The organism is Pseudomonas sp. 10S4, assembly GCF_034344865.1.
Lineage (GTDB): Bacteria > Pseudomonadota > Gammaproteobacteria > Pseudomonadales > Pseudomonadaceae > Aquipseudomonas.
The window spans coordinates 3,461,404-3,487,131 of sequence record NZ_CP133774.1; the positions used below are offsets into that span (position 1 = coordinate 3,461,404).

The 25,728-nt window shown below is 54.9% G+C and carries 21 protein-coding genes, 2 pseudogenes and 1 riboswitch; of the genes and pseudogenes, 12 read left to right on the top strand and 11 right to left on the bottom strand.

Annotation, left to right across the window (positions count from 1 at the left end):
• Window positions 1-51 precede the first annotated feature (51 nt).
• The 11 genes and pseudogenes from RHM58_RS16060 to RHM58_RS16110 form a co-directional block, all read right to left on the bottom strand.
• Complete coding sequence (locus RHM58_RS16060; RefSeq protein ID WP_201201449.1) at window positions 52-936, bottom strand: alpha/beta fold hydrolase; 885 nt, start codon at window positions 934-936, stop codon at window positions 52-54.
• A gap of 311 nt (window positions 937-1,247) precedes the next feature.
• Window positions 1,248-1,940: a pseudouridine synthase gene (locus RHM58_RS16065; RefSeq protein WP_201201450.1), complete on the bottom strand. Its 693-nt coding sequence runs from the start codon at window positions 1,938-1,940 to the stop codon at window positions 1,248-1,250.
• 33 nt (window positions 1,941-1,973) lie between these two features.
• Entirely contained in the window at window positions 1,974-2,201 is a 228-nt protein-coding gene (locus RHM58_RS16070; protein ID WP_201201452.1) for a cysteine-rich CWC family protein, read from the bottom strand.
• A 10-nt stretch (window positions 2,202-2,211) separates the two neighbouring features.
• Window positions 2,212-3,699, bottom strand: coding sequence for a sensor domain-containing diguanylate cyclase (locus RHM58_RS16075; RefSeq protein ID WP_322270738.1), 1,488 nt, complete (start codon window positions 3,697-3,699; stop codon window positions 2,212-2,214).
• Between the two features lie 205 nt (window positions 3,700-3,904).
• Window positions 3,905-5,683: an allophanate hydrolase gene (gene atzF / locus RHM58_RS16080; RefSeq protein WP_201256417.1), complete on the bottom strand. Its 1,779-nt coding sequence runs from the start codon at window positions 5,681-5,683 to the stop codon at window positions 3,905-3,907.
• A 24-nt stretch (window positions 5,684-5,707) separates the two neighbouring features.
• A pseudogene (uca, locus tag RHM58_RS16085) lies at window positions 5,708-9,345 on the bottom strand (urea carboxylase).
• Between the two features lie 331 nt (window positions 9,346-9,676).
• Window positions 9,677-10,318, bottom strand: a complete 642-nt coding sequence (locus RHM58_RS16090) for an urea amidolyase associated protein UAAP2 (RefSeq protein WP_201255625.1) — start codon at window positions 10,316-10,318, stop codon at window positions 9,677-9,679.
• A gap of 11 nt (window positions 10,319-10,329) precedes the next feature.
• Entirely contained in the window at window positions 10,330-11,055 is a 726-nt protein-coding gene (locus RHM58_RS16095) for an urea amidolyase associated protein UAAP1 (protein ID WP_201255626.1), read from the bottom strand.
• Window positions 11,056-11,068: 13 nt separating this feature from the next.
• On the bottom strand, window positions 11,069-11,857 hold the full coding sequence (locus tag RHM58_RS16100; protein ID WP_322270739.1) for an ABC transporter ATP-binding protein: 789 nt from the start codon (window positions 11,855-11,857) through the stop codon (window positions 11,069-11,071).
• Entirely contained in the window at window positions 11,854-12,669 is an 816-nt protein-coding gene (locus tag RHM58_RS16105) for an ABC transporter permease (RefSeq protein ID WP_322270740.1), read from the bottom strand. The genes RHM58_RS16100 and RHM58_RS16105 overlap by 4 nt, the downstream gene beginning before the upstream one ends.
• Window positions 12,670-12,686: 17 nt before the next feature.
• Window positions 12,687-13,755, bottom strand: a pseudogene (locus tag RHM58_RS16110) (putative urea ABC transporter substrate-binding protein).
• A 62-nt stretch (window positions 13,756-13,817) separates the two neighbouring features.
• Window positions 13,818-13,918: riboswitch (guanidine-I (ykkC/yxkD leader) on the bottom strand.
• A gap of 282 nt (window positions 13,919-14,200) precedes the next feature.
• On the opposite strand from RHM58_RS16110, the gene RHM58_RS16115 reads away from it, so the two are divergent.
• The 12 genes from RHM58_RS16115 to RHM58_RS16170 all read left to right on the top strand — a co-directional run bounded on the left by RHM58_RS16115 (window position 14,201) and on the right by RHM58_RS16170 (window position 25,724).
• Window positions 14,201-14,476 (top strand): hypothetical protein, encoded by a 276-nt coding sequence (locus tag RHM58_RS16115; protein WP_201255630.1) that lies wholly within the window; start codon window positions 14,201-14,203, stop codon window positions 14,474-14,476.
• Between the two features lie 210 nt (window positions 14,477-14,686).
• Window positions 14,687-15,091, top strand: coding sequence for a hypothetical protein (locus RHM58_RS16120; protein WP_201255631.1), 405 nt, complete (start codon window positions 14,687-14,689; stop codon window positions 15,089-15,091).
• Window positions 15,092-15,279: 188 nt separating this feature from the next.
• Entirely contained in the window at window positions 15,280-16,509 is a 1,230-nt protein-coding gene (locus tag RHM58_RS16125) for a glycosyltransferase family 4 protein (RefSeq protein WP_322270741.1), read from the top strand.
• Between the two features lie 20 nt (window positions 16,510-16,529).
• Window positions 16,530-17,387 carry a hypothetical protein gene (locus RHM58_RS16130; RefSeq protein WP_322270742.1) on the top strand — a complete coding sequence of 286 codons (858 nt, stop codon included), beginning with the start codon at window positions 16,530-16,532 and terminating at the stop codon, window positions 17,385-17,387.
• Between the two features lie 18 nt (window positions 17,388-17,405).
• A complete protein-coding gene (locus RHM58_RS16135) occupies window positions 17,406-17,735 on the top strand; it encodes a glycosyltransferase (RefSeq protein ID WP_322270743.1) in 330 nt (109 codons plus the stop codon).
• Window positions 17,736-18,688: 953 nt separating this feature from the next.
• Entirely contained in the window at window positions 18,689-18,946 is a 258-nt protein-coding gene (locus tag RHM58_RS16140) for a glycosyltransferase (RefSeq protein WP_416195328.1), read from the top strand.
• Between the two features lie 37 nt (window positions 18,947-18,983).
• Window positions 18,984-19,325, top strand: coding sequence for a hypothetical protein (locus RHM58_RS16145; protein WP_322270744.1), 342 nt, complete (start codon window positions 18,984-18,986; stop codon window positions 19,323-19,325).
• A 578-nt stretch (window positions 19,326-19,903) separates the two neighbouring features.
• A complete protein-coding gene (locus RHM58_RS16150; protein ID WP_322270854.1) occupies window positions 19,904-20,173 on the top strand; it encodes a glycosyltransferase in 270 nt (89 codons plus the stop codon).
• Window positions 20,174-20,210: 37 nt separating this feature from the next.
• Window positions 20,211-21,068 carry a hypothetical protein gene (locus RHM58_RS16155; protein ID WP_322270745.1) on the top strand — a complete coding sequence of 286 codons (858 nt, stop codon included), beginning with the start codon at window positions 20,211-20,213 and terminating at the stop codon, window positions 21,066-21,068.
• A gap of 2 nt (window positions 21,069-21,070) precedes the next feature.
• Window positions 21,071-23,347 carry a hypothetical protein gene (locus RHM58_RS16160; protein WP_322270746.1) on the top strand — a complete coding sequence of 759 codons (2,277 nt, stop codon included), beginning with the start codon at window positions 21,071-21,073 and terminating at the stop codon, window positions 23,345-23,347.
• Window positions 23,314-24,651 carry a calcium-binding protein gene (locus RHM58_RS16165; RefSeq protein WP_322270747.1) on the top strand — a complete coding sequence of 446 codons (1,338 nt, stop codon included), beginning with the start codon at window positions 23,314-23,316 and terminating at the stop codon, window positions 24,649-24,651. The genes RHM58_RS16160 and RHM58_RS16165 overlap by 34 nt, the downstream gene beginning before the upstream one ends.
• Window positions 24,648-25,724, top strand: a complete 1,077-nt coding sequence (locus RHM58_RS16170; RefSeq protein WP_322270748.1) for a calcium-binding protein — start codon at window positions 24,648-24,650, stop codon at window positions 25,722-25,724. Before RHM58_RS16165 ends, RHM58_RS16170 begins: the two co-directional genes overlap by 4 nt.
• Window positions 25,725-25,728 lie beyond the last annotated feature (4 nt).

Below are 25,728 nucleotides of genomic sequence, written 5' to 3' on the forward strand. Positions count from 1 at the left end.
ACAGGAATGCGTTAGCTCTGTAGGGCGGGGCTTGCTCGCGATGACGTTGTTTCAGATTGCCAGTGCATGTTGGTCCTGGACGTAGTGGTAACGCGGTCGGCTGGTGTGTTGCGCCGGTTTCAGGAAGCCCAGCAGTGCGTTTTGGCTGTCTCGGCAGGCGGCTTTGTGTTCCATGTCGAGAAAGTGCCCGGTGGCTTGCAAGGTGCTGAAGGTGGCGTGTTGCACGTGGTTGGCGAATAGCCGGGCGCCTTCGGCGGCGGTGTATTCGTCCCATTCGCCGTTCATGAACAGCACCGGCACGTTGATTTTTTCGGCAGCCTTGAGGAAGCACTGGCGGTCGCTGTGCAGCAGGTCGCTGATGTGGAAGTGCATCTGCCCGTATTCGTGTTCAGCCAGGCTGCTCACGTGGCGATAGTTGAAGCGCTTGAACAGCGACGGCAAGTGTTTGCCGATGGTGCTGTTCACCAGGTTGCCGACCCGGTCGCCGTCCCGGCTGCCGAGGTAATCGACGCCGCGTTCCAGGTAGTCGCGCATGTGCTCGTTGATCTCCGGGGAGAACGAGCTGATCACGGCTTTTTCAATGCGCCGTGGCTGGTGGGCGAGGGCGACCAGGGTCGCGGCGCCACCCCAGGAAAACGACAGCACGTGTTCAGCGGCGAAGTGGTCGATCAGCTCCAGCAAGATCTGCCCTTCGACTTCCTTGGTCAGCAATTTCTCATGCAGGTTGTGGGCTTTTGACTTGCCCGCGTAGGGCTGGTCGTAGCAAACCACGTTGAACTGCGGGTGTAGGTTTTTCACGGTCTGAGCAAACGACGCAGTCGTGGCCATCGAGCCGTTGACGAGAATAATGGTCTTCTCTGCGGCGTCTGCGCGATAGAACTCCGTGTAAACCCGATACTGACCCTGTATATCCAGCACAGCGATTTCTGGCCTCATGTCATAAGACTCCTGGGCAAGCGGGTATGCGCGCAAATGAGATTGCACGAGATTTGTGACAGTAGGCATACGCCTGGAATTTGGAGCCCATGTCGATCCATTGAAGGCCGGTCGACGGGTTTTATTATTGGCGGGCAATCTGCCGGTGGAATGCAGAACCTGAGGGTTCTTGGCCGGCAAAAGATTTCTTAGAGGTATGTTGTGACTCGTCGGTCACATTTCGGCCGACGTCCTGATTCAAGCAGGGGTCACGCTATCGCGCAAGTGTCATTGGTAAATTGTTCGACAACTTCTGCTGAGCGGTCGCCTGCTTAGATCAATTGGATCTCTTCGGTGCGCAACGCACGGTACTCGCCCGGTTTTAGCGCGTTATCGAGCAGCAGCGGGCCCATGCTTTCGCGGTGCAGGTGCAGCACCTTGTTGTCAAAGTGGCCGAACATGCGCTTCACCTGGTGATACCGGCCTTCGACGATGCCCAGCCGCGCGGACTTTGGCCCCAGCAGGACCAGTTCAGCGGGTTGGGTGGTGAGATCCTCGAAGGCGAAATACAGACCCTCGGTGAACTTGATCGCATACTCCGGGCCAATGTCCTGTTCGGTCTCGACGTAATAGACCTTCGGTAGTTTGGTCTGGGGTTGGGTCAGGCGGCGCGACCAGCTGCCGTCGTTGGTGATGATCATCAGGCCGGTGGTGTTGAAGTCCAGGCGACCGGCGATGTGCAGGTCGTCCTTGTCCGGCTCATGGATCAGGTCGAGCACAGTCGGGTGTTGCGGATCGCGGGTGGCGCTGACGCAGCCGGGCGGCTTGTTCAGCATGAAGTAGCGCGCCGGTTTACCGACTTGCAGCACTTCATCGTCGACTTCCACGCGACTGAACTCCAGCACCTCGGCATGCGGGTCGCTGACGACTTTTGCGTCGATCCGCACGCGTTTTTCCACCAGCAACAGACGAACCTGCTTACGGTTGAAGCGCGGCAGGTTGCTGAGGAAACGGTCGACACGCATGGCTAGACGTCGGAGGGAAAAGGGCCGCGCATCTTACGTGATCGGCCGGGCCGCTGCTTGCAACTGCACCTCGACCTGCGCGCAGCGTGGGCACAGGCAGGAAATATCGCGCAACTCGGCCGGCAGCGCTTCGAGTACCGCCGGGTCGATGCTCACGCCGTAGCACCAGCAGGCGCGGTCGGCGGTTCGCGGGTTGGCCAGGCTGCAGTCGTTGGGGGCGCCGCAGGCCGGGCAGAGGTCAGGTTTCTTATTCAGCTTCATATTCAGCTTCTTATTCATAAGCGGAGTGAGGCATTTCCACGCAGGTGCGGTTGCGGCCGGCTTGTTTGGCCCGGTACATCGCATGATCGGCCCGGGACAGCAGCGTGTGCAAGGTTTCATCCGGTTGCAGGGTGGTCAGGCCGATGCTCACCGTCAGTTGCAGCTCCTTGCCGTTGTAGGCATAACGCTGTTTTTGCACATGCTGACGGATTTTCTCGGCGATTTTCTGACCGGTCTCACCGTCGGTGTCCTTGAGCAGCACGATAAATTCCTCACCGCCCCAACGGCAGACGATGTCGGAATGGCGCAGGCAACTCTCCAGATCCCGGGCGAAACCGATCAGCACCTGATCGCCGGCCAAGTGGCCGTAGGTGTCGTTCAATACTTTGAAATGGTCCAGGTCCAGCAGCAACGCGGTCAGCGGTTTCGGTTCGCGCCGGGCTTCGTGCATCGCTTGTGCGGCCAGCAGGTCGAAGCCCCGGCGGTTGGGCAGTTCGGTCAGGCTGTCGAGGGTGGCTTGAGCCTGAATTTTGCTCTGATAGCGATGGATCACCCGGTTGAGCAGGGCCAGCACAATCAGCGTGACGACCAGGCAGATCAGCAGGTTGAGGTACAGCGATTGGCGGATTTCGCTGAGGGCGCCGTCTTCGCGTTTGTCGACGAACAGGTACCAGTTCAGCTCGGGAATGAATCGCACGTTGAGGAAATGGCCCTGACCCTGGACGGAATATTCGTAGCTGCCGCTGTGGGGTTTGGGCAATTGGCTGACCAGGCCTTTCATGCTGTCGAGTTCCCCCAGGCTTTGGCCAGCCCGCGCACCTTGCGGGCCACCGTCGGCCCCCGTGAGCACCAGCCGGCCGAAGGTGTCGACGAAGTACACGCTGCGCTGATAGCGCTGCTGGTACTTGTCGATCAGCTTGATCACCGCATCGACTGTCAGACCAACGCCTGCAGCGCCGATGAACTGGTCCTTGTAGTCATAGACCTTGTAGTTGATGAAGAACGTCAGGTTGTCCTTGTTGGCCATGTCCGGATCGACGTTGATCTCGTAGGGCTCTTTCATGTCGCGAACGCGGAAGTACCAGGCGTCCCGCGGTTCGTCGGCTTTGATCTGCTTGAGTACGCCTTTGGCGTGGTAGTAGGTCAGGCTGCTATTGGAGACGAAAAACGCGGTGTAGGCGCCGTAGTGGGTCATGACCTCGTTGAGGTAGCGAGTCATCTGGTCCGGGTCGTGCTCGCCGTTTACGACCCAGTCGCGCATGAAGGTGTCGCGGGACATCATCGAGGAAATCAGGATAGGTCTGACGAGGTCTTTCTGGATTTCCGAGTAGACCGTGTCGGATGTCAGCGGCAATTCGGTGTTAACGATGTTGTCGCGGATTGACGCTCGCGAGGCGTAGTAACTGAGGAAGGACGTGGCGAGGAAACCGGCGCCCAGCAACGCAATCAGTGTGAGGACCAACGAACGTTGGGAATACAGCGGCGAGCGAAGCGGCATGGTGGTTCCGTTGGCAGTGACCCGATGGCAGCATTCTAGTGGCACTGCGCGCAAATAACTGCTCCAAATGATCGTTCCCACGCTCCACGAAAATTGCACCGTACATTGTGGGAGAGAGCTCGCTCGCGATAGCGCCAGTACATTCACCTTTGATGTCGACTGATGCATCGCCATCGCGAGCAAGCTCGCTCCCACAGGATTTGTGTCAGCCAAGGCTTTTCAGATAAGCACGCCACCCACCCAAACGACTGATATCCACCGCCCCCTCCAATCCATAACCCTCACAAATAAACCCACTCTCCCACCGCCCATCCGCGAGCTGCACTTTGCCCAACCCCAGCGGCGCCGGAATCCCGGTCAAGAACGACCCCAACTCACTGCTCGGCAATTCCCACACCTCCACCGCAATCGCCACGCCACCCTCCTTCACCCGCACCATCCCCGGACGAAACGGCGGACCGCCGGCCAAGGCATACAGTTGATAGTCCGGCGAACTGAACGTCGTCTCGACCAACCGCCCGCCGCGCTGCTTCAGTTGCCAGTTCAACGCGAGCCCCTCCAGATGCGCGCCACACACCACCAGCCTTGCGCGATCATTGCGGGCAATCACTGTCGGCGTCGGCGCAGCCAAACCTTGCAGACGCTGCAACCCATCCGCCACGCTCAACAGATACTGATCGGTAAACGCCCGGCCAAACAGCGTCACACCCCACGGCAAACCATTGCCCATGAAACCGCTGGGCACGGCGACGGCGGCGTAGTCGAGCAGGTTCATGAAGTTGGTGTAGTAGCCCAACTCCGAATTGCGCAGCACCGGCTCGGCGGCCAGTTCCGCCAACGTCACCGGGCGACCGATGGTCGGTGTCAGCACGCAATCGAGGCCTTCCAGTGCCTGGTCGCACAGCGCCTTCAAGGTTTGCAGTCGATACTGCGCGCGGAAAGTCTGCACGCCGCTCACCGCCGGGGCCTTGGCCAGCACCGCGCGAATCACCGGGAGCACCGCTTCCGGGTTTTGCTCCATCAATTCGCCGGCCACGCTGTAGCGTTCGGCCACCCACGGACCTTCATAGAGCAATCGCGCCGCTTCCAGGAATGGCGACAGATCCAACTCCACCGCTTCACCGCCCAAGACTTTGAGTTGGTCGATGGCATCGCCGAACAACAGCGGGCCTTCAGGGCAACCGAAAAACTCCAGGTCCTGGGCACGGGGCACGCCGAAACGAAACGGACGCGGCGCACCGAATGCCGAGCCATCATTCAATGACGGATTGCTGCGACTGTAGGCGTCCCGTGGATCGAGGTGCGCCGTCAGCGCCAGCAACTGACTGGCCTCCCGAGCCGTGGCGGTGAAGGTCGTGACGCAATCAAGCGTGCGACACGCCGGCACCACGCCGCCCGTGGAGATCAGTCCTTTGGTGGCTTTCAAACCGACCAGATTATTCAGCGCCGCCGGCACCCGGCCCGAGCCCGCGGTGTCCGTCCCGAGGGAAAAACTCGCCACACCCAACGCCACTGCCAACGAAGATCCGGCACTGGAACCGCCCGACGGATACTCCGGCAACACGCTGTTCGGGCAGGCGCCATAAGGTGAGCGACTGCCATTCAGCCCCGTGGCGAACTGGTCGAGATTGGTCTTGCCCAGCGGAATTGCCCCCAGCGCCAGCAACTGCTCGACGATGGTTGCCGAACGCTCCGGCACATAGGCAAACGCCGGGCACGCCGCCGTGGTCGGAATGCCTGCCAGATCGATGTTGTCCTTGATCGCGAACGGCACGCCGTACAGCGGCAGGCTGTCGACATCGCAACCGTCGAGCGCGGCGAGGTACGGCTCCAGTTCCTCGACACTGAGCAAGTGGATGAACAGGTGATAATCCGGGTTCAGCGCCGCGGCTTTGTCCCGCAGGCTCAGCAACAGTTGCCGAGGCGTGGTGTGGCGGTCGCGATAGGCGCTACGCAGGGCGTCGAGTTGCAGATTGAAGTTCATGGCTTGATCCTTTTCAAAATGAGTTCAGTCGAGGTCCAGCACCACGACCCGCTGCCCGGCGCGCACCGCCGAACCCGGTTGCACACGAATCTCGCGCACGACGCCGGCCATCGGCGCGAGCAGCGGGATTTCCATCTTCATCGACTCCAGAATCACCAGCACATCCCCGGCTGCCACGCGGCTGCCGACCTCAACCGACACCTGCCAGAGGTTGCCGGCGATGTGGCTGTCGATGCTTTGTTGACCGCAGGCCAGCGGTGCGTCTTCGGTGGCTTCGGGGATCAGTTCCTCGCTGTCGAAATGCGCTTGTCCGCTGGCGATCCAGCGTTCGCGCTCGGCGTTGAACGCGCCTTTTTGCTGATCCCGAAACGCCGCAATGCTCTCGGCTTCCTTCGCCAAAAACGCCTGGTAATCCGCCAGGTTCAACTGGCTGTGTTCGATGTTCAGCTCGAAGCGCCCGAGGGGAAAATCCCGTCGAATGCGCAGCAATTCGTCAGCGCTCACCGGGTAGAAACGGATCTGATCGAAGAACCTCAGCAACCACGGTTTGCCATCGAACGCGGCAACCTCGCGATAGCGATTCCACATCTGCAATGTGCGCCCGACAAACTGATAACCGCCGGGGCCTTCCATGCCGTACACGCACAGGTAGGCGCCACCGATGCCCACCGAATTCTCGGCAGTCCAGGTACGAGCCGGGTTGTATTTGGTGGTCACCAGCCGATGGCGCGGGTCGAGCGGGGTGGCGACCGGTGCGCCGAGGTAGACGTCACCGAGGCCCATCACCAGATAGCTGGCGTCGAACACCGTGCGCTGCACTTCGTCGAGGTTCGGCAGGTCGTTGATGCGGCGGATAAACTCCAGATTGCTCGGGCACCACGGCGCGTCTTTGCGCACGGTGGTCATGTACTTTTCGATTGCCAATTGGCACGCCGGATCGTCCCAGGACAACGGCAGATGGACGATGCGCGAAGGTACTTGCAGGTCCTTGGCGGCGCACACGGCGTCCCATTCACCGGCGATGATGCCGAGCAGATCGGCCAGCGGCAGTTGCTCCGGTTGGTAGTGCACCTGCAGTGAGCGGATGCCCGGCGTCAGGTCGATTACGCCGTGCAGGTGTTTGCTTTCCAGTGCCTGCATCAAGGCGTGGGCGCGGAAGCGCAGAACCAGATCAAGTTCAGGTGCGCCGATTTCCAAAAGCAGATGAGTGTCGCCCGACAACCTCGCGACTAGCCTCGTATCTGACTGCCCGATATCCAATACCACAGGCGACTCAACCCCCTGTGGGAGCGGGCTTGCTCGCGAAGAGGGCGTGTCAGTCGGTGTTAATGTGTCTGATACACCGCTTTCGCGAGCAAGCCCGCTCCCACAGGGATCCCATTCCAAGGCAAGTGAGCGGGCCGTCTTGAGATCGACTGGGTGGAACTGAACCTTATCCCCAGCCTTAAGCTGCCCCAACTGCCAAAGATCCGCTTCTATCACCGTCACCGGGCAAACAAACCCGCCCAGGCTCGGACCATCAGGCCCAAGGATCACCGGCATATCCCCGGTAAAATCCACCGCCCCTATCGCATACGGATTGTCATGAATATTCGATGGGTGCAATCCGGCTTCACCACCATCCGCCCGTACCCATTCCGGCTTCGGCCCGATCAACCGCACGCCGGTACGGCTGGAATTGAAATGCACTTCCCACTCAGTGGCGAAGAAGATGCCGATGTAGTTTTCGGTGAAGTATTGCGGTGCACCATGCGGACCATAGATCACCCGAATCTGCCGCACCGCAGGCAACTCTGCGATTTGAGACAGTTGCCCTCCGACACTGCGATCACTCAACGCCGACACATGCAACACATCCCCGGCCCGCAGCGCTCGACCGCCATGCCCGCCGAACTGCCCGAGGGTGAAAGTGCTTTTGCTGCCCAGATAGTCCGGCACTTGCAGGCCACCGCGCAGGCACAAATAGCTACGGGCGCCGGCCCCGGCAATCGTGCCGAGGCTCAACGTAGCGCCCGCCGGGATCAGCAACGCGGTGTTCATCGGCACCGCTTCACCGTTCAACGTCAATGGAATCACCGCTCCCGTCACCGCGACCACCGCCTCGCAGTTGAAGCGCAGCAACGGTCCGCTCATGGTGATTTCCAGCGCCGCAAGGCCTTCGTCATTCCCCAGCAGACGATTGCCCAAGCGCAACGCCCGACTGTCCATCGGTCCCGACGGCGGCACGCCCACCGCCCAGTAACCGAGGCGACCTGGATAATCCTGAACGCTGGTTTGCGTGCCGGCGCTGAGCACTTCAAAGGTGTTGGCCTGATACGCCAGACCTTCCAGGCAACGAGTCCACGGCTGACCGCTGGCGAAAGGCGTATCGAGCAGAATCTGCCGCAGGTAATCGCGGTTGGTTTCTACGCCGTAGAGCAGGCTGTCACCCAGCGCTTGGTGCAGATCCGCACGCGCCTGTTCGCGGGTCGGCGCCCAACTGATGACTTTGGCGATCATCGGATCGAAGTACGGCGGGATCTCGCAACCGGCCTCGACCCACGTGTCGATGCGCAGCTTTTTCCATCGCAAACCGGGAAATTCACCGCCGTCAGCAAACCAGGACTCGGCTGGAAATCCCGGCCCGGATCTTCGGCATACAGCCGCGCCTGAATCGCATGACCGTGCGCTTTCAAGCCTCGGCTCAACTCGCTCAGCGGCGGCAAATCACCGGCCGCCAGTTCGACCATCCAGCCCACCAGGTCCACGCCCCACACCTGTTCGGTGACGCCGTGCTCCACCTGCAACCGGGTGTTCACTTCCAGAAAGTAGAAGCGCTGGTCCTCGCTGTCGAAGACAAATTCCACCGTGCCGGCACTTCGGTAATTCACTGCTTTGGCCAGTTTGATCGCCGCTGCGCACAGCTCATCGGCCATGCCTTCGGGCAGGTTCGGCGCCGGGGTTTCTTCGAGGACTTTCTGATTGCGTCGCTGCACCGAGCAGTCGCGCACGCCGAGGGCAATAACCTCGCCGCGACCATTGCCGAACACCTGCACTTCCAGGTGACGGGCGCGCTGGATGTACTTCTCGATGAACACCCCGGCGTCGCTGAAGTTGTTCTGACCGAGGCGTTTGACCGCTTCAAAGGATTCGCTCAACTCGGCAGCGCTGCGGCACACGCGCATGCCGATGCCGCCACCGCCCGCAGTGCTTTTCAGCATCACTGGATAGCCGACCTGTTCGCCGGCAATCAACGCCGCTTCGAGGCTGTCGAGCAACTCCGTGCCTTCGAGCATCGGCACGCCGTGTTGTTTGGCCAAGGCGCGGGCGGTGTGCTTGAGGCCGAACACTCGCAGCTGCTCCGGCGTCGGGCCGATGAAGGCGATGTTCGCCGCTTCACAGGCTTCGGCGAATGCGGCGTTTTCCGAGAGAAAACCGTAGCCGGGATGGATCGCCGTGGCGCCAGTGGAGTGGGCGATGGCGAGGATTTTATCCACCGCCAGATAAGTGCCGGCGGCAGCACCTTCACCGAGGCTGTGGGCTTCGTCGGCTTGCAAGATGTGCAAACTCGCGGCATCGGCTTGGGAGTAAACGGCGACGCCCTTGACCTGCAATTCACGCAGTGTGCGCAGGATGCGGCAGGCAATCGCGCCACGGTTGGCAATCAGGACTTTTTCGAACATGGCAAAACCCCCGGAGGCGATCAAGCATCAGCCTCGACCTGGGATGCGGGCCGTCCCGCAGTTTTTCGAAATGCACCCGGGCCGTCCCGGATGAACGAATTTCGCGCTTTTTGTGGCGAGGGAGCTTGCTCCCGCTCGGCTGCGTAGCAGTCGCAAAACCAGCCGCCACGGTGTCTCAGGCTCAGCCGTGTTGCCGGGTTTGGGGCCGCTTCGCGACCCAGCGGGAGCAAGCTCCCGCGCCACAAGGTTTAGCGGTGCTCTCGCTGTTGCAGGCACTGCCCGGATCGGGCCTGGCACAGGGCAAACAACCACCGCCGCAACCGCGCCATTTTCAGTTCCATACCAGTAACTCCGCAGGTGTCGGGTTGTAGGCATTGCACGGATTGTTCAATTGCGGGCAATTCGAAATCAGCACAATCACGTCCATCTCCGCCCGCAAATCAACGTATTTGCCCGGCGCCGAAATCCCGTCTTCAAAGGTCAGCCCACCGTCGGCGGTGACCGGCACGTTCATGAAGAAGTTGATGTTCGGTCCGATGTCGCCCTTACCGAGTCGCCCGTCGTGGACGCAGGCCCGCAGGTAGTTGTCGCGGCAGCTGTGCATGTAGCGTTTCTCCAACGCATAACGCACGGTGTTGCTCTCTTGGGCGCAGGCGCCGCCGAGGGTGTCGTGGCGCCCGCAAGTGTCGGCGACGAGGGTCAGCATCGGTTTGCCGAGGTTGGAATAGAGCACGCTGCCGGTGCTGAGGTAGACGCTGTTTTGCCGGCGCAGCGTGCGTTGCACGTCGTAGCGTTCCTTCGGATTGGCGACGCTGTAGAACAAGGTATCGACCGCTTGATTGCCTTCCAGGTCGAGGATGCGCAAGGTCTGGCCGGCCTTGACCTCCATCAGCCAGGGTTCCCCGGCGGGGATGGTGGCGCGGTAGATCGCAGTTTCTGGCAGCTGATGAGTGGTAGCGATGGCGAGTGACATGGCAGCGATCCTCAGGCGAACAAACGGTCGGTGTTGATAAAGCCGCGCTCGTTTTCCGGGCGCGAGGTGCGGCAATGTTCGGCGACACTGGCGTCTGCGTTCATCCAGCTCAGCTTCAGTGGTTTCGGCGCGTAGTCCGGCGACGGGTCCATCGGATGTTGCAGCGCGGTGAGCACCACCAGCGTGTCCATCGGCGCATACAGCTCGATGTAGTCGCCAGCCTTGGAATTGCCTTCGACGAAGTGGAAACGCCCGGCCTCATCGACGTTCACCCGGCTGAACAGGTTGAGGGTCATCAGCAAGTCCGACAGGCCCAGACCCCACTTGCCCAGTTCCACCAGCAGGTTGTCAGTGCCGTTGCGGAAAAAGCCGTTGCGCAGCTCCTGATAACGGCCCTGGCCGTATTTTTCTGCGACTTCTTCAGCACACAAAACACCACCGAGGCTGTCACTCCAGCCGCACGTGTCGGCGGTGATCGCCGCCAGCACCCGGCCCATGTCCGAGTACAAACAATGGCCGCTGGTGAGCTTGGCGGTGTGTTGGCATTTGAGGCTGTCGGGCAGGTTCAGGCGTTCGGTTTTTTCATTGGCGTTGAGCAGCGTCAGGCTGACATTTGCACCGCCGCGCAGGTCGGTCAGGCGCAGCAATTGGCCGCGCTTCAAAACGAAGGAACGATGGCCGCCGCCAGGGAGCATTTCCTCGGCGAAGGGCGGGAACAGTCGGGTCGAATCAGTCATGTGCAAAATCCTCTTAAGCGGTGCGAAGCGTGCCTGCCAATTCAATCGGCAAGGCATCGACGGCGGCGCGATGGGCGCGGCGGTCGCTGTTCAAAGGGATGTCGTAGGTGATGCGCGCGCCATAGGCGCCGGGGGCGTGCGGGTCGATGCGGACCTTGTCGAACACCAGCAGCCGCGTGCCGAGGGTGAAGCCTTCGGACAGGTCATGGGTGACCATGAACACCGTCAGTTGCGTCTCGCGCCACAGCTCCAGCAGCAACTGATGCATGTCTTTGCGGATGCCCGGATCGAGGGCGCCGAACGGTTCGTCGAGCAGCAACACGCGCGGCTTCATGATCAACGCCTGGGCGATGGCCAGCCGTTGCTGCATGCCGCCGGAGAGCTGCGCTGGGTACTTGTCCAGCGAGTGGCCGAGGCCGACCTTGTGCAGCAACACTGAAGCCTGTTCGCGGGCGTCTTTTTTAGCGCTGCCGAACAAGCGCCCGAGCAGTGGCGAGCGCGGCAGTTCGAGGCCGAGGGCGACGTTGTCCAGCACGCTCAGGTGCGGGAACACCGAGTAGCGCTGGAACACCACGCCACGGCTTGAGTCCGGTTCGCCGGCCAGGGCTTGGCCGTCCAACAAAATCTCGCCGCGACTGGCTTTTTCCTGACCCAGCAGCAAGCGCAGGAAGGTCGACTTGCCGCAACCCGAAGCGCCGACCAAGGTGCAGAACTCACCCTCGTTGACGTTCAGGTTCAGACCTTCGAGGACGACCTGATCGGCGTACTGCTGCCAGACGTTTTTCACGGTGATGAAGCTCATGCTCGCGCTCCTTCATACCAAGGAAACGCACGCTGAGTCAGGCGCTTCAGGCCCCAATCCATCAGCCAGGCGAGCAGGGTGATCCAGACCACATACGGCAGGATCACGTCCATCGCCAGGTAACGGCGCACCAGAAAAATCCGGTAGCCGAGGCCGTCAGTGGAGGCGATCGCTTCGGCGGCGATCAGGAACAACCATGCCGAACCGAGCATCAGCCGCAGCGAAATGAGCAGGCGCGGCAGCAATTGCGGCAGGATCACTCGCAGCATCAGCGTCCAGGTCGAGGCGCCGAGGGTCTGGGCCTTGATCAGCAACTCGACGGGGATTTCCCGGGCGCGTTGTTCCAGATCCCGAGCCAGCGCCGGGGTGATGCCGATCACGATCAGCATCACTTTCGACAACTCGCCCAAGCCGAAGACGATGAACAGAATCGGCAGGATCGCCAGTGGCGGCACCATCGACAGCACCGTCAGCAATGGCGATAACGGTGCGCCGAACAACGGCAAAGTCCCGGCCGCCATGCCCAGGCATAACCCGGCCAAGGCACTGATGCCCAGTCCAATGACCAGCCGTCGCAGGCTGGAGGCGCTGTCTTGCCAGAGCACGTATTCACCGGTGCGGGTGTCGGCGACGAAGGCCAGGCGTTTGACCGCGTCGGTCATCTGCACGGCGCTCGGCAGCAGTTTGTCGTTGGGGTTGTCCGTCAGCCGCTCGGCCGAGCCTAAAAAGTAGGCGAGCAGCACCAGGGCGAACGGCAGGATCACCAACAACAGGCGACTCGGGCGATCCGGGTGACGATTGATCAGGCGCATGGCCAGGTCCTCCTTTATTACAGCTTGGAGTCAGCAGCCATCTGCACGTAGCTCGGGTCGAAGCGCAGCTTGAGGTTGCCCTTGTCGCCGCTGGTCACGCCGTTGGCGAAAGCCATACCGACGGCGCTGGTGTCCTTGGCGCCTTCACCGAGCAAGCCGTGTTGGAACGAGAACTCGGCAACTTTGCGCATGGTGTCCGGCAGTTGCTTGCTGTTAGAGAACGCCAGGGCTTCCTGCGGGGTGGCGAACAATTTGGTGGTGTCGAGTTGCGACTGGAAACCGGCCAGGTCGGTGCCCGAGGCTTTGGCCATGTGTTCCAGCGCCGCTTTGCTCGCGGCGTTTTTCGCGTTCATCAACTCGACCACTTCGAACCAGGCACCGGTGAGTGCTTTGCCCAGGGCCGGGTTGTCTTTGAGGGTGGCGCTGTTGACCACCATCATGTCCATGATTTCGCCAGGCACCTGGCTTGAGTTGAAGACTTCGGTCACGCCGGGTTTGGCCTTGATGTCCGAGAGCATCGGGTTCCAGGTGGTGACGGCTTTGACTTGATCGGTATTGAAGGCCGCCGAGATGTCGGCGTCGGAGGTGTTGACCACTTTCAGGTCTTTCTCGGTGAGATCGACTGAATCGAGGGCGCGGGCCAGCAGGTAATGGGAAACCGAGAGTTCCACCAGATTGACGTCCATGCCCTTGAGGTCGGCGACTTTCTTGCCTTCGCCCTTGAGCACAATGCCGTCGTTGCCGTTCGAGAAGTCGCTGACGATCAGCGCGGTGCTGTCGACGCCACCGGCCGCCGGAATGGTCAGCGCGTCCATGTTGGTCATGGTGCAGCCATCGAACTGGCCGGCGGTGTATTGATTGATCGACTCGACGTAGTCGTTGAGGCTGCACCACATCGATTTTGATGCCGTACTTTTTCGCCCATTTGTCGACGATGCCTTGGCTGCCGGCGTATTCCCAGGGCATCCAACCGGCATAGATAGTCCAGCAAACGCTGAAGTGGTCTTTTTGTGCGGCTTGGGACGAGACGCTCACGAGGGCGGCGAACGCAGCGGCGAGCAGGGCGGGTAAACGTAGTCGGGACATGGGATGGTTCTCCAGTTGATGATGGGCGGACAGGAAGGCAGCAGCACCGTAAACGGTGGCTTGTCTCCCGGGCTTTTGTCCCGCCGTGTAACCTCAACTGGAGGTCGCCAACTCTCGGACCAGCCACTCGCCTAAGCGAGCCGGAACCCTAGTCAGCCATTGCAAATTGTGGTGCCGCGAACCTGTGATGACTCCTGCACGCTTTTACTAAAGCGAGAGCCGTGCCAAGTCGGCGTAAGCCTTCTAGTCGGGGCATTGCGGGTTTTGTGCCCGTGGCTGCAGGTGCCGTGGCGCATTGTGATGGTGCGGCTGCGCACTGTTATGGGACGGGTTGGCCGCTGATCTGAAGGTTGGCGCCAAGGCGCACTTGTCGAGGGTTTTCGAGTCAAAGCTTATGTAGGCCGGCCTGTGCCGACTGCCGCCGTTGGTCTTCCAGGAGGCCGCCATGTTCCGTCGAAAAACGCTTCTTCGATGCCTGCTCAGCGCATCGATCGGATTGGGTCTATCAGCTTGTTATTACTACCCGGCACCTGCTGCGGTATACACCGACCCTTACTACTCACCCGGTTATTACTCGCCCTACTACTACGGTGGCTATTACTCGCCCTGGTACTTCGGCGGTTACTACGGTCCACGTTTTTACGGTGGTTACCACGCCTATTACCACGGTGGCTACGGCTCTCGTTATTCCCGCGGCGGATACCACTACGGGCACCATTAATCAGCGGATGAATACGGCGGCGTCTCCGGTTTTCTGGAGGCGCCGTTTTTTATGGGCGGATGAAAAACCTCTCATCGGCGACTTGTATCAATGTGTTTCATAAACGCACCAGATTCCGAAATCGATGTCTGATCTTTCGACAGTCGCCAATAATGAGCTGTCGCCTGCCAGCGTCGCTGGTGTGGCTCACTCGCGGTCCAGGAGGCCGCTATGTATCGCCGAATTCTTATGCTGGTCGTGTTGAGTTTGTCCCTTGGTGCATGCGCTCCCTATTCCTACGGAGATGGAGGATCCAGCTACTACAGCTCAGAGGTCTACACGTCCCCCGCGCCGGCTTACTACTCGGGCGGTGGCAGCTATTACGCAGCCCCACGCTACTATCAGCCAGCACCGCGTTACTACCAACCGGCCCCTCGTTACTATTCGGCGCCGCGTTATTACCAGGCGCAACCGCGCTACTACCAGTCCCAGAACCGTGGCTGGCAAGGGCATGACCGAGGTGGTTGGGACGGCCACAATCGCGGCAATTGGGACAATGACCGCCGTGGTCATGATGGTCGAGGAGACCACCGAGGTGGACGTGGCGATCACGACGGTCGCGATGGCCACCGTTAAGCAGCTACAAAAAAGCGGCGCATTAAGCGCCGCTTTTTTTGCCCGGGTAAATTGCACCTTCTCCTAGGAAGTTCTCGGAACCCTCCTACAGTTTTATTTCTGCGTATTTGTTAGCGTTTGTATATTCATATTGATGTTGAAAAATCTCAATTTAATGGAGGTATCTAAGGAAGGACACCGGCTGGATCATGGATTTACTTATTGTTCATCAAAACTTTCCCGGTCAGTTTCGACATGTTGCGTTGGCGGCGTTGAATCGACCGGGTATCACCGTTACCGCGATAGGGCGAGACACCGCTCCCGGCATTTCTGGCATAAAGCTGTTTCGTTATAGACCTGTGAGAAAAACATCGAGTTTAGCTCATCCCTATTTGTATAAATATGAAGAGGCGATAGTTGATGGGCAGCAAGTTTTTAGAATATTGATGAAGCTTAAGCAGGAAGGTTATCGCCCGGATGTGATTCTCGCTCATCCAGGATGGGGTGAAACACTGTTCGCCAAGGATGTGTATCCAGATTCTCCTCTGATTCATTTTTGTGAATATTATTATCATTCAAAGAAAACGGATATGGATTTTGATCCGGAGTTTCCGTGTGCCACTGGTGCTGCTTCAAGCCTTCGCCCGCTGAATTCAATGCACCTTTTGAATCTTGAACAATGCGATGTTGGAATTGCGCCTACCCATTGGCAGCGAAGCCTGTTTCCCTTGAGTTATCAATCTAAAATTCACGTTATTCATGAGGGTATTCCTTTTCAATTGCCTGACGCTGTACAGGTCAACTCTGTGACGCTACCCAGTGGGTATGTGATAAGTGCAGGCCAACCCATCGTGACGTATGTTGCCCGGAATCTTGAGCCCTATCGTGGGTTTCATAGTTTCATGAGATCCATTCCTTATATTCAGGCCCAGTGTCCGAACGCCAACATCGTGATAGTGGGAGGCGATGGCGTAAGTTATGGGCGAAAGCCCGTAGGGTATGAAAGTTGGCGCAGCAAAATGATGGCTGAGTTGGATGTTGATCTGTCAAATATTCATTTTACGGGCAGACTGCCTTATGAAACTTATAGAGCTGTTCTGCAACTTTCAGTGGTACATGTTTATTTGACGTATCCCTTCGTGTTGTCTTGGTCGATGTTAGAGGCGATGGCATCTGGGTGTGTCGTGATCGGGTCCGATACCGCACCGGTTAAGGAGGTGGTTATTGACGGAGTCAATGGGTTGCTGGTGGACTTTTTTGACAGTAAGGAGATTGCGCGAAAAGTGTGCGGTGTTTTGAAGTCAGGCGGAGACTTTGGCTTGATTAGAGACTCAGCGAGATCGACGGCAATCAGGTTCGATATCAAACATGGGGTGAAGGCGTATTTTGATATTTTTGACCGTGCGATCTCAGGCTGTTACTCAATACAAACTGTTTGATCATTTGAAAAGGAGTTTAAATGTTTGAGATTTTTCATAAATGTAAGAGTTGGTGGTTTAAGAAGTTACTGAAGTACGGCCTGCTTTTGAGTTTTTGCTATTGGTTGGTGGGTTTTTACCTTGAATGGGAGGAAATGGCGGAATATCGGGAGCGTAGCCGCAAGGAGTCAGAAGCATGCAGTAAAAAAATTGGCGATTTGGATCATATTCCAATTTTCGGTGGAAGCTTTATTGATAGAGCTCGGTTAACTGGACTTCGCCTGAGTACTACCGTGTGGAAAGGGCAATGTGTTGCACATCTACTAGAGGGGGCTTTTTGGTGGACGGGGAATGAGCTTCGCCCAGTCAATGTGGAGAAAATGATAGAACCGGAACCCCACTGGGGACATTTCTACGTGACGGCCAAGTTGTATACCAGAAAGGCATCCACTGGGCCATATGCGGTGGGACGTAAGACTACTGATTGGCCTAAGGGGCTCATCGTAAAACTGAAAAATTATCCGGGGTTAGAGCTCTGGCTTAATGCTCTGCCTCCTAGTGCTGAGAATTATTTCTCAGTTAAAAATTTCATAATTCGTGATTGGCGCCGAGGTGACGGAACACCGCGTGAGATAGCGTGTGACGGCTTAGGCTCGCGATCGAGAATAGTTTTAGACAGTGGGGTGGGTCGGGCCGATCTTCTGAAGTTTAATAAAACACAATTGGAAAATGTAGATTTTGGTGATTTAACAGTCCGTTGCACGGTTGAATTGCATGATTTCGATTTTGCAGGAGGGTCTGCTCGTGTAGGGACCTCGACTAAATCGTTACTGGGTGCGCCCAAAGCACTTCAGATGATTAATGAATATCTTTCGAATTCCATAATTACAGGGAAGTAATAATGAGCTACGTTTTTAATGATTCATGTTTATTTGACGTACCTCTTCGTGTTGTCTTGGTCGATGTTAGAGGCGATGGCGTCTGGGTGTGTCGTGATCGGGTCCGATACCGCACCGGTTAAGGAGGTGATTGTTGATGGAGTAAACGGCTTGCTGGTGGATTTTTTTGACAGTGAGGAGATTGCGCGAAAATTTTGCAGTGTTTTGAGGTCGTGCGAGGATTTTAGTTTGATTAGAGAGGCAGCGAGATCGACTGCGATCAGATTCGATATCAAATATGGGGTGAAGGGCTATTTTGATATTTTTGATCGTGCGATTTCAGGCTGTTACTCAACACAAACTGTTTGATCATTTGAAAAGGAGTTTAAATGTTTAAGATTTTTCGTAAACGTAAGAGTTGGGGTTTAAGAAGTTACTGAAGTACGGCCTGCTTTTGAGTTTTTGCTATTGGTTGGTGGGTTTTTACCTTGAATGGGAGGAAATGGCGGAATATCGGGAGCGTAGCCGCAAGGAGTCAGAAGCATGCAGTAAAAAAAATTGGCGATTTGGATCATATTCCAATTTTCGGTGGAAGCTTTATTGATAGAGCTCGGTTAACTGGACTTCGCCTGAGTACTACCGTGTGGAAAGGGCAATGTGTTGCACATCTACTAGAGGGGGCTTTTTGGTGGACGGGGACTGAGCTTCGCCCAGTCAATGTGGAGAAAATGATAGAACCGGAACCCCACTGGGGACATTTCTACGTGACGGCCAAGTTGTATACCAGAAAGGCATCCACTGGGCCATATGCGGTGGGACGTAAGACTACTGATTGGCCTAAGGGGCTCATCGTAAAACTGAAAAATTATCCGGGGTTAGAGCTCTGGCTTAATGCTCTGCCTCCTAGTGCTGAGAATTATCACTCAGTTACAAATTTTATAATTCGCGATTGGCGCCGAGGTGATGGAACACCGCGGGTGATCGCATGTGACGGCTTGGGCTATTCATGGGAAAGGACTTTAAAAAGTGGAGTGGGACGGGACGATCTTTTGAAGTTTAATAGGACGCAATTGGAAAATATAGATTTTGGTCGTTTAACAATCCATTGCACGGTCGGACTGCATGACTTCGAATTTTCAGGTGGAGTTGCTCGTGTAGGGACAGGGACTGAATCGTTACTGGGTGCACCCAAAGCGCTACAGATGATTAATGAATATCTTTCGAATTCCATAATTACAAGGAAGTAATAATGAGCTACGTTTTTAATGATTCATGTTTATTTGACGTACCCCTTCGTGTTGTCTTGGTCGATGTTAGAGGCGATGGCGTCTGGGTGTGTGGTGATCGGGTCCGATACCGCACCGGTTAAGGAGGTGGTTATTGACGGAGTCAATGGGTTGCTGGTGGACTTTTTTGACAGTAAGGAGATTTCGCGAAAAGTGTGCGGTGTTTTGAAGTCAGGCGGAGACTTTGGCTTGATTAGAGACTCAGCTAGATCGACGGCAATCAGGTTCGATATCAAACATGGGGTGAAGGCGTATTTTGATATTTTTGACCGTGCGATTTCAGATTGTTGCTAAAAAACAAACTGTATGATCATTTAAAAGGGAGCTTTAAATGCTTAAGTTTTTTCGCAAAGGTATGTCTAGGTGGTGTGGGAAGATACTGAAATACGGATTGTTTTTGGCTTTTTGCTATTGGTCTGTAGGGTTCTACATTGAATGGGAGGAAATGGCGGAATACCGGGAGCGCAGCCGCAAGGAGTCAGAAGCATGCAGTAAAAAAATTGGCGATTTGGATCATATTCCAATTTTCGGTGGAAGCTTTATTGATAGAGCTCGGTTAACTGGATTACGCCTAGGTACTTCCGTGAGGAATGGGCAATGTGTTGCAGATCTACTAGAGGGGGCTTTTGGTGGACGGGGACTGAACTTCGCCCAGTCTATGTGGAGAAAATGATAGAACCGGACCCCCACTGGGGACACTTCTATGTGACGGCCAGGTTGTATACAAGAAAGGCATCCACTGGGCCATATGCTGTGGGGCGTAAGACGACCGACTGGCCTAGGGGGCTTATTGTAAAACTGAAAAATTATCCGGGGTTGGAGCTATGGCTTAATGCTGTGCCTCCTAGCGCGGAAAATTACTTCTCAGTTAAAAATTTCATAATTCGTGATTGGCGCCGAGGTGACGGAACACCGCGTGAGATAGCGTGTGACGGCCTGGGCTCTTCAAGGGAAAGGACTTTAAAAGGTGGAGTGACTCGGGCAGAACTTTTGAAATTTACCAAAACACAATTGGAAAATGTAGATTTTGGTCGTTTAACAGTCCATTGCACGGTCGGATTGCATGATTTCGATTTTGCAGGTGGGGACGCCCGTGTAGGAACAGGGACTGAATCGTTACAGGGTGCACCCATAGCGCTTCAGATGATTAATGAATACCTTTCGAATTCCATAATTACAGGGAAGTAATAATGAGCTACGTTTTTAACGATTCATGTTTATTTGACGTACCCCTTCGTGTTGTCTTGGTCGATGTTAGAGGCGATGGCGTCTGGGTGTGTCGTGATCGGGTCCGATACCGCACCGATTAAGGAGGTGGTTATTGACGGAGTCAATGAGTTGCTGGTGGACTTTTTTGACAGTAAGGAGATTTCGCGAAAAGTGTGCGGTGTTTTGAAGTCAGGCGGAGACTTTGGCTTGATTAGAGACTCAGCTAGATCGACGGCAATCAGGTTCGATATCAAACATGGGGTGAAGGCGTATTTTGATATTTTTGACCGTGCGATTTCAGATTGTTGCTAAAAAACAAACTGTATGATCATTTAAAAGGGAGCTTTAAATGCTTAAGTTTTTTCGCAAAGGTATGTCTAGGTGGTGTGGGAAGATACTGAAGTACGGATTGTTTTTGGCTTTTTGCTATTGGTCTGTAGGGTTCTACATTGAATGGGAGGAAATGGCGGAATACCGGGAGCGTAGCCGCAAGGAGTCAGAAGCATGCAGTAAAAAAATTGGCGATTTGGATCATATTCCAATTTTCGGTGGAAGCTTTATTGATAGAGCTCGGTTAACTGGATTACGCCTAGGTACTTCCGTGAGGAATGGGCAATGTGTTGCAGATCTACTAGAGGGGGGCTTTTGGTGGACGGGGACTGAACTTCGCCCAGTCTATGTGGAGAAAATGATAGAACCGGAACCCCACTGGGGACATTTCTATGTGACGGCCAGGTTGTATACAAGAAAGGCATCCACTGGGTCATATGCTGTGGGGTATAAAACTACCGATTGGCCTAGAGGGCTTATTGTAAAACTAAAAAATTATCCAGGCTTGGAGCTCTGGCTTAATGCGCTGCCTCCTAGTACTGAGAATTATTTTTCAGTTAAGGATTTTGTGATTAGTGATTGGCGCCGAGGTGACGGAACACCACGTGCAATAGCGTGTGATGGCCTGGACTCTCCATGGGAGCATATTTTAAAAAGTGGAGTGAGTCGTGCCGATCTTTTGAAGTTTAATAAAACACAATTGGAAAATGTAGATTTTGGTGATTTAACAGTCCATTGCACGGTCGGATTGCATGATTTCGATTTTGCAGGAGGGGCTGCTCGTGTAGGGACCTCGACTAAATCGTTATTGGGTGCACCCGAAGCGCTTCAGAAGATTAATGAATATCTTTCTAACTCCATAATTACAGGGAAGTAATAATGAGCTACGTTTTTAATGATTCAGAGAAAAGAAGAATTTTCGATGCTGTCAGTGTATGTGATGGGATGACGCTTGGGCTGAATAGAGAGTCATATGAACCGGTCGCGATAGAGGGGCGAAATTGCGCGCCGTTTTACCAGGCTCTATCAGATATTATTGGCGTGAAGCTTTCTGGAAGAATTATTTTTGATAGCGAAGTCGAGCTAACTCTAAAGAGTGCCAAACTCTGGTTGGATGTGGCGATTGATGCAAATGGAGGGCGTGGTGCCTACTCTGCTTTGATTCGTGCTTATACGGTACACCAAGGTCAATTGAGACTGAATGAAACGTTCAGTGCGGGGTTTATACAGCGGTCATCTAATGGAGTGGCAATCAATTTCGTAAACTCTCTAATACACGGATCACCAATAGATCATTTAGATCCATGGACGGTACCATTAATTCATCAAATCGCTTCCATTGATGCAAGAGCCGTTGGTGAAATATTGTTCATGCCGAAGATCGGCGACTTGGACACTGCTTCAATTCAAAATTCAGGATGGTCAGGAACAATCGCGTTTAGTCTGTTGGGCGGGGAATCGCCTTATGAAACCTGGAGGTTGATCTCCGCAGGAGACCCAGAGTCAGAAATCAAAGGCAATCACACAAAAGCAAAAGTCAATAGACTCGACGATTTCAAGAATATCCTGTTTGCCATAGACTCATACAATGTGGCCATTAAAGCGGTAATCAAGAACTTCGGCTGGAATACGTTGGCCAGCTTGTTCTCTCTCGTACCAGAGCAGATCAATGTGGCACTCAGTAGTGGTAGCGTTAATCCATTAATTCAGTATGTGGTCAAAGGTACACCTATTTCGCCTGCAGTTGATTTGATCTTGAGATATGGCATTAACGCCTTCTTTGATATGTTCAGGCGCACATACGAAGGTGATATCGTTGTAGTGTCGACTACGGATGAAACATTTGCCGAAAATGCTTATACATTTTTTTCGAAGTTTTCATCGGTTCAATCCCAAAGCATCGTAGCCAAGACCATTGGGGAATACGGCAGCACTTCCCAGTGGGCAGTATTAGCCGCCAAGGAAACTCCGGTAGGGCAAGCGTTACGCAACTCTCTTAACTGTCTCAGTGAAATAGTTATAGAAAGAGAAGAGGGTTTTCCTGGGCTAGAACTGGAACTCTACGACACGAAAACTGGCGAAGGTTTTATCACCGAACAATGGCTTGTTGACCGCGCGGATATGTTAGGTCGCTTGATAGCCAGGACCAACGGATCATTCGGAGAAAACACGATTCAGGCCCATTCCTACTCGGATCTTGCATCAGGCAAACAAGCGCCTATGGCTACCGGGGTTTCAAATCCTCTGGTTATGTTTGGGGATGATGGAGGCCGTTCGCTCAGCGGCGGACCCAATAGCGACCATCTTTATGGTGGCGCGGGTAATGACACGGTCATCGGCCTCGAAGGAAATGATTACATTGAAGGTGGTCAGGGGCGTGATTCGTTAACGGGTGGAGATGGCAGAGACGCGCTGCATGGCATGTCTGGGGATGATGTATTAATAGGCGGTCAAGGTAACGATATCCTGATTGGCGGCTTGGGCAGCGATCAGTATGAATTTACGAGTGGCGACGGCGTCGATCAGATTGTCGATTTTGACATTGATGGCCAAATTCTTATAAACGGTCTACCTATTCCTGCCCTTAAACGGAGTGGCCCTCTGAGCAATACCTGGATGACTGAAAATGGAGCCATTACTTTAACCCTCATCGAAGAACTTTCTGAGAAAACGCTTCATATCAAATACGGTCGGAATGATCAGGTTTTCATCAAGCACTTCACGCCAGGCATGTTGGGCATCCAACTCCTGGATTATGAAGGCCAAGACTTTTCAAGTCCCGATCTAACCGTCGTGGGCGACTGGAAAGCAAAAGACGCCGACCCCACTGTTCCCGGTGATCAGCTCGCTTATGATGAATTGGGCAACGTTATCGTGCGCAAGGTGAAGCAGAGAAATAAGGCAGATGTGCTTCATGGATCGCCGAACGACGACGTCCTCATCGGTCTGGGTGGTTCCGATCAGTTATTCGGTAAAGCCGGAAATGACCGGTTGTTTGCAGATCAGCAGTTAACAATCGAACAAGCGATGGCTGCTGGAGCTGATCCCGGCAAGACAAGTCGTGGCGATTGGCTTGATGGGGGCAGGGTGAGGATCTACTCGTGGGCACTGGGGCCCGAGACGTGCTGCTCGGTGGTGACGGAGCAGATACGCTAATTGGCGGAGCCGGCGACGACAACTTGTCCGGTGATGATGTGACCGGGATGCTGGAAAAAACCTGGAATTTCAAAAGGGTTGACGTCCCCATTGGTGACGGTGTCGTTAGCAGGCGTAACGTCTTTGCCCGTGCCTCTCTCAGCGCTCCTGCGGAAGGTGGCAATGACATTCTTTTTGGTCAGGGTGGTAGTGACTTTATCACTGGCGGCTGGGGCGATGATTTACTCGATGGTGGAACTGAAAACGATGTTTTGAGTGGCGACGGGGGGAACGACACTCTTCACGGTGGCAGCGATAACGACATTTTGCTGGGAGACAACCTGGATTGGGGAGGCGGTCTGCAAAGTCGGCACCACGGCAACGATTTGTTGGATGGTGGCGACGGTGATGATGCCCTGGCCGGTAATGGTGGTAGCGATGTGTTGTACGGCGGTCCCGGTAACGATGACCTGACGGGCGATGATTTTGTATTGCAGGGCGTTGAGGGTAACGCCGCGAATTATTTCGGTAGTGATTTTCTGGATGGTGGGGCGGGTAACGACACGCTTCAAGGTGGTGGTGCCGACGATTCACTTTATGGTGGTGCAGGTAATGATGTTCTATCCGGTGATTATGTCGACCATCCGATTCGGTACCACGGGAATGATTTTCTAGATGGTGGTAGTGGTGATGACACACTTCGAGGCATGGGTGGTTCCGACACTCTAATTGGCGGACAAGGGGCAGACGCCCTGGATGGAGATGAGCACAACCTTGCGTCGGGAGGAACAAATGATGACTACATTCAAGGAGATACGGGAAACGATACGATCTGGGGAGGCTTAGGCGCCGATACACTTTATGGCGGTGCTGATGATGACTTTTTAATAGGCGATTATGAGCAAACACCGGAAGCGGAACAGGGAGCGGATTATCTTGATGGTGGTTCAGGAAACGACACGCTGATAGGTGGTGGTGGAAACGACACACTATATGGCGGGGGAGGTGTCGATTATCTTCGCGGCGGATTTGGTAATAATGTTTTTAGCGGAGGCACTGGCAACGATTATCTTGAAGGTCAAGACGGCGATGATACTTTCAATTTTAGTGTCGGAGATGGCCTTGATGTAATTGCAGATGCTGGTGGAAACAACATCATAAAATTCGGGCCAGGGTTTACCCTTGGTAACTTAAAAGCTGAAATTACTGTTATTGATGTCGGCCGGGTATTACGACTGTCGAATGGTTTGAGCGATGCAGTTTTTCTACGGGATCATGAAAATGGAAGAATTCGTCATTTAGGTTTGCTGACGGAACTGTTTTGAGTTTTCAGGATGTTATGAAGATAGAGCAGGGTCTGATAGGTGTCGGCGAGTTAACTCCGGTAAAAGTTACACTGGGAGATAGCACAAACAAAGAGGACGACGAGTTGACAGGTCCGGCTATTGTTGTCGAACAGCCTGATGTTCATGATAAGTCTAACGGGGCGACGGGTGAAAGCAACGTCGCGAAGGAGGTTCTACGTCCAGAAACTATCAGCGGTAAGGTGTGGGAGGAGGAGTTTCTTAAGAAGTTTAAGGAACGGCGCGCTGCACGTAGATTGGCAGCGGGGTTTGTGCTAAATAGCCAGGGTGCTTGGGTTGCTATCTATACTACTGATGATGAGTTTAGCTACAGCGAACGAACTGATTTAATTGATGATAGCTTCCACACAGGAGTGCTCTCGGAAACTACTCCGCAGTCGATTAGCTCTATTTTTGGTAGAGCCGTTTTCACCGATAGATCTTTAAGTTCTACTCCCCGTTCTGATTACAGGCCTGTCGTGGACGGGTTGAAATATTCATCGACGCAAAAACCGCAATACCATTCATCCGGCTCAAGCTATAGCGGGTTCTCTTTAAAAACGGGTGATATTGTCGTAGAGGATAAGGACGACTCAGGTGGTATTAAGGGTTGGAATGTTTATCCGGCAGGCAGTTTTAACAGTAATGAAATCACCTACAAGAAATTTACCTGGGAGGCGGTGACTGACAAGGTGTGGCATCAAATCGTTCAAGGCGACGACACAGGTGGCAGGGTAAATCTTGAAGTTGGAAATATTTTTTATGGCGGTGCGGGAGATGATTTGATAGTCACTTATAAGAATTCCGTGGTTAACTATGGTTCCTATGAAGATAGTATTCCCGGGGCGTTTCTTTCAGGCGGGGCAGGAAACGATACGTTGCTAGGGGCCGAGGGTGCAGATTATTTAGTGAGTGGTTCAGGAGAAGATTGGCTTTATGGCGAAAGCGGTCCAGACACTTATATAATCGGAACTCATGCTGGGGCGACGACCATTATTGCGGATATAGTAAGCCCTGTTTTTCGCCGTTCGGAAGTTGGAGCCGCAGGGTGGTAAGCCG

Bases quoted from the DNA above. Each gene is read 5' to 3' on its own strand.
- RHM58_RS16060 (WP_201201449.1), bottom strand. From the start codon at position 936: ATGAGGCCAGAAATCGCTGTGCTGGATATACAGGGTCAGTATCGGGTT.
- RHM58_RS16065 (WP_201201450.1), bottom strand. From the start codon at position 1,940: ATGCGTGTCGACCGTTTCCTCAGCAACCTGCCGCGCTTCAACCGTAAG.
- RHM58_RS16070 (WP_201201452.1), bottom strand. From the start codon at position 2,201: ATGAAGCTGAATAAGAAACCTGACCTCTGCCCGGCCTGCGGCGCCCCC.
- RHM58_RS16075 (WP_322270738.1), bottom strand. From the start codon at position 3,699: ATGCCGCTTCGCTCGCCGCTGTATTCCCAACGTTCGTTGGTCCTCACA.
- atzF (WP_201256417.1), bottom strand. From the start codon at position 5,683: ATGAACTTCAATCTGCAACTCGACGCCCTGCGTAGCGCCTATCGCGAC.
- RHM58_RS16090 (WP_201255625.1), bottom strand. From the start codon at position 10,318: ATGTCACTCGCCATCGCTACCACTCATCAGCTGCCAGAAACTGCGATC.
- RHM58_RS16095 (WP_201255626.1), bottom strand. From the start codon at position 11,055: ATGACTGATTCGACCCGACTGTTCCCGCCCTTCGCCGAGGAAATGCTC.
- RHM58_RS16100 (WP_322270739.1), bottom strand. From the start codon at position 11,857: ATGAGCTTCATCACCGTGAAAAACGTCTGGCAGCAGTACGCCGATCAG.
- RHM58_RS16105 (WP_322270740.1), bottom strand. From the start codon at position 12,669: ATGCGCCTGATCAATCGTCACCCGGATCGCCCGAGTCGCCTGTTGTTG.
- RHM58_RS16115 (WP_201255630.1), top strand. From the start codon at position 14,201: ATGTTCCGTCGAAAAACGCTTCTTCGATGCCTGCTCAGCGCATCGATC.
- RHM58_RS16120 (WP_201255631.1), top strand. From the start codon at position 14,687: ATGTATCGCCGAATTCTTATGCTGGTCGTGTTGAGTTTGTCCCTTGGT.
- RHM58_RS16125 (WP_322270741.1), top strand. From the start codon at position 15,280: ATGGATTTACTTATTGTTCATCAAAACTTTCCCGGTCAGTTTCGACAT.
- RHM58_RS16130 (WP_322270742.1), top strand. From the start codon at position 16,530: ATGTTTGAGATTTTTCATAAATGTAAGAGTTGGTGGTTTAAGAAGTTA.
- RHM58_RS16135 (WP_322270743.1), top strand. From the start codon at position 17,406: ATGATTCATGTTTATTTGACGTACCTCTTCGTGTTGTCTTGGTCGATG.
- RHM58_RS16140 (WP_416195328.1), top strand. From the start codon at position 18,689: ATGGCGTCTGGGTGTGTGGTGATCGGGTCCGATACCGCACCGGTTAAG.
- RHM58_RS16145 (WP_322270744.1), top strand. From the start codon at position 18,984: ATGCTTAAGTTTTTTCGCAAAGGTATGTCTAGGTGGTGTGGGAAGATA.
- RHM58_RS16150 (WP_322270854.1), top strand. From the start codon at position 19,904: ATGTTAGAGGCGATGGCGTCTGGGTGTGTCGTGATCGGGTCCGATACC.
- RHM58_RS16155 (WP_322270745.1), top strand. From the start codon at position 20,211: ATGCTTAAGTTTTTTCGCAAAGGTATGTCTAGGTGGTGTGGGAAGATA.
- RHM58_RS16160 (WP_322270746.1), top strand. From the start codon at position 21,071: ATGAGCTACGTTTTTAATGATTCAGAGAAAAGAAGAATTTTCGATGCT.